This window comes from Streptococcus parasanguinis (genome assembly GCF_001578955.1).
Classification (GTDB): domain Bacteria; phylum Bacillota; class Bacilli; order Lactobacillales; family Streptococcaceae; genus Streptococcus; species Streptococcus parasanguinis_U.
The window spans coordinates 227,624-229,173 of sequence record NZ_KQ969689.1 but is presented as its reverse complement, the minus strand read 5'-3'; the positions used below and the strand labels follow the sequence as shown (position 1 = coordinate 229,173).

2 protein-coding genes and 1 pseudogene are annotated in these 1,550 nt (G+C 40.5%); 2 read left to right on the top strand and 1 reads right to left on the bottom strand.

Annotation, left to right across the window (positions count from 1 at the left end):
* Positions 1-113 (bottom strand): annotated as a pseudogene (locus tag SPADD19_RS12235) (DUF177 domain-containing protein); the annotation flags it as partial.
* Between the two features lie 109 nt (positions 114-222).
* Between SPADD19_RS12235 and SPADD19_RS01060 the strand changes: the two are divergent.
* The gene (locus tag SPADD19_RS01060; RefSeq protein ID WP_241496459.1) at positions 223-594 is read left to right on the top strand and encodes a DUF2200 family protein; all 372 of its coding nucleotides are present in this window, start codon (positions 223-225) and stop codon (positions 592-594) included.
* Complete coding sequence (locus SPADD19_RS01055) at positions 591-1,451, top strand: helix-turn-helix domain-containing protein (protein ID WP_049498389.1); 861 nt, start codon at positions 591-593, stop codon at positions 1,449-1,451. Before SPADD19_RS01060 ends, SPADD19_RS01055 begins: the two co-directional genes overlap by 4 nt.
* Positions 1,452-1,550: the final 99 nt, after the last annotated feature.

Below are 1,550 nucleotides of genomic sequence, written 5' to 3'. Positions count from 1 at the left end.
TTTAAGTCAAGAATTTCTGGATTGCGCTTTTGCAGATCCTTTAACAAATCCAACCCTTGATCAAATGCTAGTCCTTCAGGATTTTTACGGATTTCTTGTGTATATAAGTTCATTCTTTTGTCCTCAAATCTTCTAGATACTACTAGTATATCATGAAGCTGCCCCTCAACCAAGAAGTCTCCTCAAAAATTTGTTATAATCATGAAAAAAGATGAAGGAGATCTGATGGCAAGAGTTTACGATTTACCATTTTCAACTATATACACAGCTTTAGTCCAAAAAGTCTTACGAAAGGGTGGAAAAGAGATAAGCCTTGACCAAATCACCTCGCGATTAACAGGCTATTCTCTGGCGGAACTAAAAGAATGGAAAAAGAGTGACGGAAGTTATGGAGATTTCTTTCGCCAAGCTCCCGCCTATCACCCCAACCGGACATTGATTACTGGGAAAATTTGTGGCGTGCAAATTGAAACGATTCAGGATCCTTTGATGCAAGAAATTCGCCGCTTAGATCGTCTGGCTGATTGGTTAAGTAAGGGAAAGACTGTTGAGCAATTGGTTGAAAAATACCAGCTAAAAGAGGAGAATTCATGAAAGAAATCGGAGCTATTTTTCGGCAAATACGTGAAAGTCGCCACATCTCTTTAGAGGAAGCTACGGGTGGCAAATTTTCGCGCTCTATGCTGTCGCGATTTGAAAGAGGAGAAAATGACCTGACGACGCAACGGTTTTTTCAGGCCCTTCAACAAATCAAAACCAGCCTCAGTGAGTTCTCTCATCTAGCAGGGATCGATCAGCACTCCTTTATTCCCAAATTGTTGAAAGAGCACTATGAAAACATGAGCTTGGAACACGATCAAGCCTTGTACCAAAGCTACCAGCAAGCCTACCAGAAACATCAGAAAAAAGAAGACTTCTTAGCCAGCATTATTCTCAAGGCCAAAATACTTGGCTTATATCCTGAGGTAGAGCTCACCGCTAGCCAAGAGGAACTAGATTTCCTCTATGACTACCTCTTCTCTGTCATGGTCTGGGGAAATTTTGAGTTAAGCCTATTTTCACTGACCTCTCCTCTTTTCTCTAGTCAGCTCTATCGACAATACACAGAGGAGTTGGTCCAACGGGAGGATTTCAAGCTTCTCCTAGATTCCTCTCGTCCTGCCATCAATTCTATTTTCCTTAATGGCTTTTTTCTCGCCATTAGTTCAAATGAATTTGAAGATGCAACCTATTTTGATCAGCTGATCAAGGACCACTTTTACTCTGAGAACGAAGCCTACCTTCGGACGGTTTATCTCTATGCCAAAGGAGAATTTCTCTATCGAAAGGGAGAAAAAGAAATCGGTCTTGAAAAGATGGAACAGGCCATCCAGGTTCTCTCTATTCTGGATTGTAAGGACAGTGCCAACTACTACAAACAGGGCCTGCAAGAACTGATCAATAAATCCTAAAAACTCACAGATCTACTCTGTGAGTTTTTGTTGAAAATATGCAACATTAATTTTTTCTTTCTTTTTAGGTTTACAATAGGACTATCAAGTAAAGAAAGA